At 71.4% G+C, this 7,388-nt stretch carries 7 protein-coding genes; 1 reads left to right on the top strand and 6 read right to left on the bottom strand.

Annotated features, from left to right (window positions below):
• Positions 1 to 74: 74 nt before the first annotated feature.
• Positions 75 to 1,235, bottom strand: a complete 1,161-nt coding sequence (locus GT354_RS42285; protein WP_161362130.1) for a low temperature requirement protein A — start codon at positions 1,233 to 1,235, stop codon at positions 75 to 77.
• Positions 1,236 to 1,443: 208 nt separating this feature from the next.
• On the bottom strand, positions 1,444 to 2,616 hold the full coding sequence (locus GT354_RS42280) for an alpha-hydroxy-acid oxidizing protein (RefSeq protein ID WP_346012429.1): 1,173 nt from the start codon (positions 2,614 to 2,616) through the stop codon (positions 1,444 to 1,446).
• A 249-nt stretch (positions 2,617 to 2,865) separates the two neighbouring features.
• On the opposite strand from GT354_RS42280, the gene GT354_RS42275 reads away from it, so the two are divergent.
• Complete coding sequence (locus GT354_RS42275) at positions 2,866 to 4,164, top strand: alpha/beta fold hydrolase (protein WP_237535995.1); 1,299 nt, start codon at positions 2,866 to 2,868, stop codon at positions 4,162 to 4,164.
• A gap of 90 nt (positions 4,165 to 4,254) precedes the next feature.
• Here the strand turns inward: GT354_RS42275 and GT354_RS42270 are convergent, their stop codons facing one another.
• From GT354_RS42270 to GT354_RS42255, 4 genes are all read right to left on the bottom strand, one after another.
• On the bottom strand, positions 4,255 to 4,938 hold the full coding sequence (locus tag GT354_RS42270; RefSeq protein ID WP_202512905.1) for a GntR family transcriptional regulator: 684 nt from the start codon (positions 4,936 to 4,938) through the stop codon (positions 4,255 to 4,257).
• Between the two features lie 136 nt (positions 4,939 to 5,074).
• Entirely contained in the window at positions 5,075 to 6,076 is a 1,002-nt protein-coding gene (locus GT354_RS42265) for a proline racemase family protein (protein WP_161362122.1), read from the bottom strand.
• A complete protein-coding gene (locus tag GT354_RS42260; protein ID WP_161362120.1) occupies positions 6,076 to 7,032 on the bottom strand; it encodes a dihydrodipicolinate synthase family protein in 957 nt (318 codons plus the stop codon). The genes GT354_RS42265 and GT354_RS42260 overlap by 1 nt, the downstream gene beginning before the upstream one ends.
• The coding region (locus GT354_RS42255) for a (2Fe-2S)-binding protein (protein WP_202512904.1) at positions 7,032 to 7,388 on the bottom strand (357 nt) is incomplete at its 5' end. The genes GT354_RS42260 and GT354_RS42255, both read right to left, overlap by 1 nt.

The following is a 7,388-nucleotide window of genomic DNA, read 5'->3' as shown; positions in this document are numbered from 1 at the left end:
GCCCCGGCGAGCCTCCGCCCGGCGAGCCCACCGCCTCTGGGAGCCCCCCGCCCCGGCGAGCCCCCCGCCACATGTCACGCGTGCCCCGGCCGCACGTCGCCCTCGCCGACCAAGGCGGCCGACACCACACCGGCCGCCACCGCCAGCGCGGCCACCACCCCGGCGAGGGGTACCGCCGCCTTCCCCGCGAACGTGCAGAGCAGGACGAGCGCGGCGGCACCCGGCAGGATCAGTTGCTGGACGAGACCGCGCTTGTGGTGTCGCGAGTGGATCGCCCACACGGTGAACATGAACAGCGCGGTCGGGATCGTCGCGCACGCGGACGCCCCGACGAGCGAGACGTGCGCGACGCCGACGGCCTGTTCGACGGCGACCTCCATGCCCGCGCCGATCGCCGCCGCCGACCCGAAGATCACGTAGTGGCCGTATCCCCACAGGAAGGCCTGTTTGCCGGACACGAGGTAGTCGTGGATCGGGACCGCGAAGTAGATCCAGTAGGCGGAGAAGACGATCAGCAGACCACCGGCCGAGATCGGCAACAACTCGCCGAGAGCGGCCTGATCGTCGAGCGCGGACTGGATCGCGATCGTCGCCGCCGAGACGCTCTCGCCGAGCACGATGAGGGTGAACAGCCCGTACCGTTCCGCGATGTGGTGCGGGTGCCACGTCGTCTGCCGCTCGCGCTCGGCGATCGCGGGCACTGCCATCTCGGCGAGCGCGAGCGGCACGAAGCCCCAGTTCCAGGCGGCGTGCGGGAGCACCAACAGCACCACCCACGCGATCTGCACGCACAACAAGCCCGCCGCGTAGCGCAGCGCGGTTCGGCGCGCGGCCGGGTCGGTCTCGTCGTGTGCGGCTCGCAGCCACTGGAACATCTGCGCGAGGCGCATGATCAGGTAACCGGCGATGGCGATCTTGTAGTCGTGATTGTCGAACGCGCGTGGCACGCCCGCCGCGAGGACAAGTACGCCGGTGATCTGGATGAGCACCGCGACCCGGTACAGCGGGTCGTCGCTGTCGTACGCCGACGCGAACCAGGTGAAGTTGACCCACGCCCACCAGATCGCGAAGAACACGAGCACGTATCCGCCGATGCCGTGCCAGGGATGCCCCTCGGCCAACGAGTGCACGAGCCGCCCGCCCGCCTGCGCGATGGCGACCACGAAGGACAGGTCGAAGAACAGTTCGAGCGGTGTGGACGCGCGATGTGGTTCGGTGGAACTGCGCGAGGTCATCCGGCGCAGGATGCCGAGTGGCCTGCGCGCGGCAGTCGTAGGGGCGCGATCACTCACCGGTTGGGTCCTCTCGCTTCGCACTCTTGCACGCGCGAGGTTATCGGAGATACCAGGCCAAACAGGTCGGCCGGCGGGACGCCCGTGCCCGAGCCACCCGCCCCCGCGCACACCGGCCGAACCGCCCGCGCCCCCACCCCCGTCCGGGCCGCTACCGACCCGTCGTCAGCACCGAAGGAGTCAACCCGCTCGGCCGGGTGTGCCCCGAAAGCGCCATCGACAGGTCGAACTCGGCCAACAGACACCGGAGTACGTGCCGTACGCCCGCCTCCCCGCCCAGCGCGAGGCCGTACACGTACGGGCGGCCCAACAGCACCGCCCGCGCGCCCGACGCGAGTGCCTTCAGCACGTCCGAGCCGGTGCGCACGCCACTGTCGAACAGCACGGCGAGTTCGTCGCCGACCGCCGCCACCACGTCGGGCAGCGCGTCCAAGGCACCGACGGCGCCGTCGAGTTGGCGGCCGCCGTGGTTGCCGACCACGAGCCCGTCCATGCCCGCGTCGCGGGCTCGGCGCGCGTCGTCGGGGTGGAGGACGCCCTTGAGTACGATCGGGCCGCTCCAGTGCTCGCGGACGAAGTCCAGGTCGGCCCACGTCTTGGTCGGATCGGCGAACATCTTTGCCCAGTGCGCGATCGCCGCGACCGGATCCTCGGCGACCGGCTTGCCCAGACCCGCGAGAAACGCGGGGTCGCTCAGGTAGTTCGCGATCCCGATCTGCCGCAGAAACGGCAGGTACGCCTGGTCCAGATCGCGCGGACGCCAGCCCAGGAGCCACGTGTCCAACGTGACCACGAGCGTGGTGTATCCCGCCGCGCAGGCCCGGGCGAGCAGGCTGATCGTCACGTCGGCGTCGCGCGGCCAGTACAACTGGAACCAGCGCGGGCCCGCCCCGGACGCCTCGGCGACCGCCTCCAGAGTGTGCGAGGACGCGGTACTGAGCACCATCGGCACGCCCAGGGCCGCCGCGGCGCGCGCGGTGGCCAACTCGCCCTCCGGGCACACGATCGACTGCACACCCACCGGCGCGAGCAGTACCGGCGCGGGCATGGTCGTACCCAGCACGTCGCACGAATGATCGCGCGCGCCGACGTCGCGCAGCATGCGCGGCACGATCCGCACGCGGTCGAACGCCTCGCGGTTGGCCCGCATCGTCGAACCGGTGCCCGCGCCGCCCAGCACGTAGCCGCGCGCGCCCGCGTCGAGCCCGGCCGCCGCGGCCTCCTCCAAGGCGGTCGAGTCGACCGGATACGCGGGGGTCTCGCCGGTGAGCAGGCCGCTCAGATAGATCGAGTCCTGAAACGCGGAGTACGGGTCCTGGGTCACGATGGGAATCGTTCCTCTCGGGGTTCGCCGGCAGATCGCTCGCACCTGTCTGGGGTCAGACCCTCTCGCAGTGGATCCGCCCCCGGAAGACTCGACGCGCGAACTCGGGGCAGACCCACGCGGATGCCCCATCCCCGGTGCCCGGACCGACATTCGTCGCGATTTTGTCGCCGCCGAGCGAGACACGCGCCCTGTTCCTCTAGTGAAATGTCACACGACACAGAATCGCCGAGTGCAGGAGGAACCCGCATGACCGGAACGACCGGCACGACTCGCACGTCCCGCACGACCCGGATTCCGGGGATGGCCCTCACCGATCACACGTTCGTCGTACCGCTCGACCACTCGCGACCCGACGGGCCGACCATCGAGGTCTTCGCCCGCGAGGTCGTCGACCCGACGGCCGTGGACAAGAAACGGCCGTGGCTGTGCTTCCTCCAAGGCGGCCCCGGCGGCAAGTCGCAGCGCCCCAACCGCGCGACGGGATGGCTGGCCCGCGCCCTGCGCACGCACCGCGTGCTGCTGCTGGACCAGCGCGGCACCGGCCGCAGCACGCCGATCACGCCGGCCTTCGCCGCCCGCACGCCCCCCGACGAACTCGCCCGCCTGCTCCGGCACATGCGCGCGGACGCGATCGTCGCCGACGCGGAGCTGATCCGCCGGCACCTGTGCGGCGACGAGCCGTGGGAGACACTCGGCCAGAGCTACGGCGGGTTCATCACCCTGGCGTATCTGTCCGCCGCGCCCGAGGGACTCACGTCCTGCTACGTCACCGGCGGCCTCGCGCCGCTGGACGCGACGGCGGAGGACGTCTACCGACGCACCTTCCCGCGCGTGCGCGCCAAGAACGCCGAGTACTACGCGCGCTATCCCGACGACGTCGAGGCGGTGCGTCGACTCGCCGACCACCTCGCCGCCAACGACGTACGGCTGCCCGACGGCGACCGGCTCACCGTGCGTCGACTCCAGCACCTGGGCAACCCGTTCGGGATGGGTGACGGCTACGAGCGCGTGCACTGGATGCTCGACGAGGCGTGGGACGGCGACCACGTCTCCGACACGTTCCGCGCCGCGGCCATGCACGCCACGGCCCTGGTGGACAACCCCCTGTGGGCGGTCCTGCAGGAACCGATCTACGGCCAGGGCAAAGTCGGCACGGGGTGGGCCGCCGACCGCGTGCACAACGAACTCCCGGAGTTCGCCGCGGCGGCGGACCCGCTCCTGTTCACCGGCGAGATGATGTATCCCTGGATGTTCGACGAGATCGCCGCGCTGCGCCCCTTCCGGGACGCCGCCGACCAACTGGCCCGCCACGACGACTGGCCCGTGCTGTACGACCTCGAACGCCTGCGCACCAACCCGGTCCCGGTGGCCGCGGTGGTCTACCACGACGACATGTACGTGGACGCCGAATTCTCCCTGGACACCGCCAGGCGGGTGGCCAACGTGCGCCCGTGGGTCACCAACGAGTGGGAGCACGACGGCTCGAACGCGTCCGGCGGCGCCGTCCTGGATCGCCTGATGGACATGGTGGCGGGCAAGGTCTGACGCCCGCCCACCGGCCACCACCCCCCTGGACCCGATCGTGGAGTCGAAGGTCGAAACGCGGCCTGCGTTGCGACGCGTTCGACTCCGCGATCACGTCCGCTGGTTCGGGTCCGCCCACATACCTCGGACATGGCCGATGTGGCGGGCCATCACCTGTTCGGCGACGACCGGATCACCGGTGGCCAGGGCGTCAAGGAGTTCGAGGTGCTCCGCCGCCGACGCGACCAGCCGGCCGTTGCCGACGAGGCGGGACAGACCGTACAGACGTGAGCGTTTGCGCAGGTCGCCGACCACGCGGACCAGATGCTCGTTGCCGGCCAGGGCCAGCAGCGACAGATGGAAGCGGCGGTCGGCCTCGACGTAGCGGATCAGGTCGCCGGCTTCCGCCGCCGCGACGATCTCCTGCGCCGGCGGGCGCAGCTCCGCGAGCTGTTCGGGGGTGATCGTGCCCGCGAGCCGGGCCACGATCGGGACCTCGATCAGCGCGCGGATCTCGGTGAACTCGTCCAACTCCCGGTCGGACAGTTCGGTCACCCGAAAGCCCTTGTTGCGTACGGCCTCGACCAGTCCCTCGTTCGCGAGGTCGAGCATGGCCTCGCGAACCGGTGTCGGCGAGACCCCGAACTGCGCGGCGAGCGCGGGCGCCGAATAGACCACGCCCGGCCGCATCTCACCCGCGATCAGTGCCGCCCGCAACTCTCGTGCGACCCGATCCCGCAGGATCGGACGATCGTCGAAGGACGGCAGCGCGAGTGCTCCGTGTCCCGATTCCATGGTGCCTCCTCCCGCCATGTTACTGACGGTCAGTCACCCTCGGGACCGGAACCGGGCGGCGCACCTCACGTACCACCGGCTCGCGAACGCGATCGGGCCTTCCACCGCAAAGTCCTCCTCCCGGCGAAGGCTCGCCCTACAACCGAAAACCCGCCGGGAAGGGATCCTGCGGGTCGAGCAGATACTGCGCGGTCGCGGTGATCCAGGCCCGACCGGTGACCGTGGGCACGACCGCGTCACGGTCGCCCACCGTGGCCCGGGCGACCAACCGTCCCTCGAAACGCGTGCCGATGAAGGACTCGTTCACGAACGGCCGGTCCAGCGCCAACTCGCCGCGCGCGTACAACTGCGCCATCCGCGCGCTGGTCCCGGTGCCGCACGGCGAGCGGTCGAACCACCCCGGATGGATCGCCATCGCGTTGCGCGAGTGCGTGGCGTCGGAGCCGGGCGCGAGGAACTGCACGTGGTGGCAGCCCGCCACGTCGGGATCCTCGGGATGTACCGGTCGGTGCTGCTCGTCGATCGCCGCCATGATCGCGAGCCCGGTCTCCAGGATTCGCGGCCCGGCGGCGCGGTCGAACGGCAGCCCGACCTTGTCCAGCGGCAGGATCGCGTAGAAGTTGCCGCCGTACGCCATGTCGTAGGTGAGCGCGCCGAGCCCGGGCACGTCCACGGTCTCGTCGAGTGCGTGGGCGTAGGACGCGACGTTGCGCAGCGTCACCGAGCGGGCCGCTCCGTCGCGCACCTCGACCTCGGCGACCACGAGTCCGGCCGGGGTGTCCAGCCGCACCCTGGTGACCGGCTCGACCACGTCGACCATGCCGGTCTCGACCAGCACGGTCGCCACGCCGATCGTGCCGTGCCCGCACATCGGCAGACATCCGGACACCTCGATGAACAGCACGCCGTAGTCCGCGTCCGGCCGGGTCGGCGGTTGCAGGATCGCGCCGCTCATCGCGCCGTGCCCGCGCGGTTCGTACATCAGCAGCGTGCGGATGTGGTCGAGGTGCGCCATGAAGTGCCGGCGCCGCTCGGCCATCCCCGCGCCGGGGATCACCCCGACGCCGCCGGTGATCACGCGCGTCGGCATGCCCTCGGTGTGCGAGTCGACCGCGTGGAAGACGTGTCGTGAACGCATCAGCGCAGCCCCTCCGCCATCGCCTTCAGGGTGAACTCCCGCACCGCCGCCTCGGGTTCGGGAAGCAGTGACAGCCGCGGGGCCCGGCACGAGCCGCCGCGACGGCCGACCAGGTCCATCGACAGCTTGATCGACTGGACGAACTCGGTCTGCGAGTCGAGCCGCAGGAGCGGGTGCAGCAGCCGGTACAGCGCCTGCACCGCGCGCACGTCGCCCCCGCCGGTGGCGGCCCGATACAACTCGACGCTCGCCCGCGGGAACACGTTGGCGTAACCCGCGATCCAACCGACCGCCCCCGCGAGTCCGAATTCGAGCGCGACATCGTCACTACCGATCAACACGTCGAGCCCGGGCGCGAGTTCGGCCACCTCGTAGGCGCGCCGCACATCACCGGTGAACTCCTTGACGCCGACGATCAGACCCAGGTCGTACAGGTCCGCGAGCAGTCGCGGGGTCAGGTCGACCTTGGTGTCGAAGGGGTTGTTGTACGCGACGATCGGCAGCCCCGCGCTCGCGACCGTGCGGTAGTGGTCGATCACGGTGCGGGCGTCGGCGCGATAGCCGTTCGGCGGCAGCAGCATCACCGCCCGCGCGCCGGCCTCGGCGGCCTGCTCGGTCCAGCGCAGCGACTCGGCCGCGCCGTACGCCGCGACGCCGGGCAGGACCCGGTCACCGCCGACCGCCTCGACCGCCACCTCGACCACCCGGGCCCGCTCCGCTGGGGTCAACGACTGGTATTCGCCCAGCGATCCGTTGGGGCACACCCCGTCGCACCCCGAGTCGACCAGCCATCGCACGTGCTCGGCGTACGCGTCGAAGTCGACGGACAGGTCCGGGCGCATCGGCAGCGCGGTGGCCACGACCACGCCGTGCCACGGCTTGCGGTCGGCGGGGGAGGGTCGGCCGGCGGCGGCGGGCTCGGTGGTGGCGGGTTCGACGCTCACTTCGAGGCTCATCAGGTTCCTTCGGCTAGGTCCGCGAGGCGGATGGGCTGGGCGATCGGGCGATGCTGGGGCGGCGCGGGGATCGGGCGGTCGAGGACGTCGGAGAGCACACACGCGGTCGCCTCGGCGCACATGCGGCCCTGGCACCACCCCATGCCGGCGCGGGTGAGCAGCTTGATCGACCGCACGTCGTCGGCGCCGCGACGGGCGGCCTCCTCGATCCGGCCGAGGGTGACCTCCTCGCAGCGGCACACCAGGGTCGCTTCGTCGAGCCACGTCAACCACCCGGACCGGACCGGGTACAGCTCCCGCAGCCCGGCCGCGAACCTCCCCAGCCGGGCCCGGCGGCGCAGCAGTGCGCGTGGCGG

Source organism: Streptomyces sp. SID3343 (assembly GCF_009865215.1).
In the GTDB taxonomy this organism is placed as follows: Bacteria; Actinomycetota; Actinomycetes; order Streptomycetales; family Streptomycetaceae; genus Embleya.
This window is presented reverse-complemented; position numbering and strand designations above follow the sequence as displayed.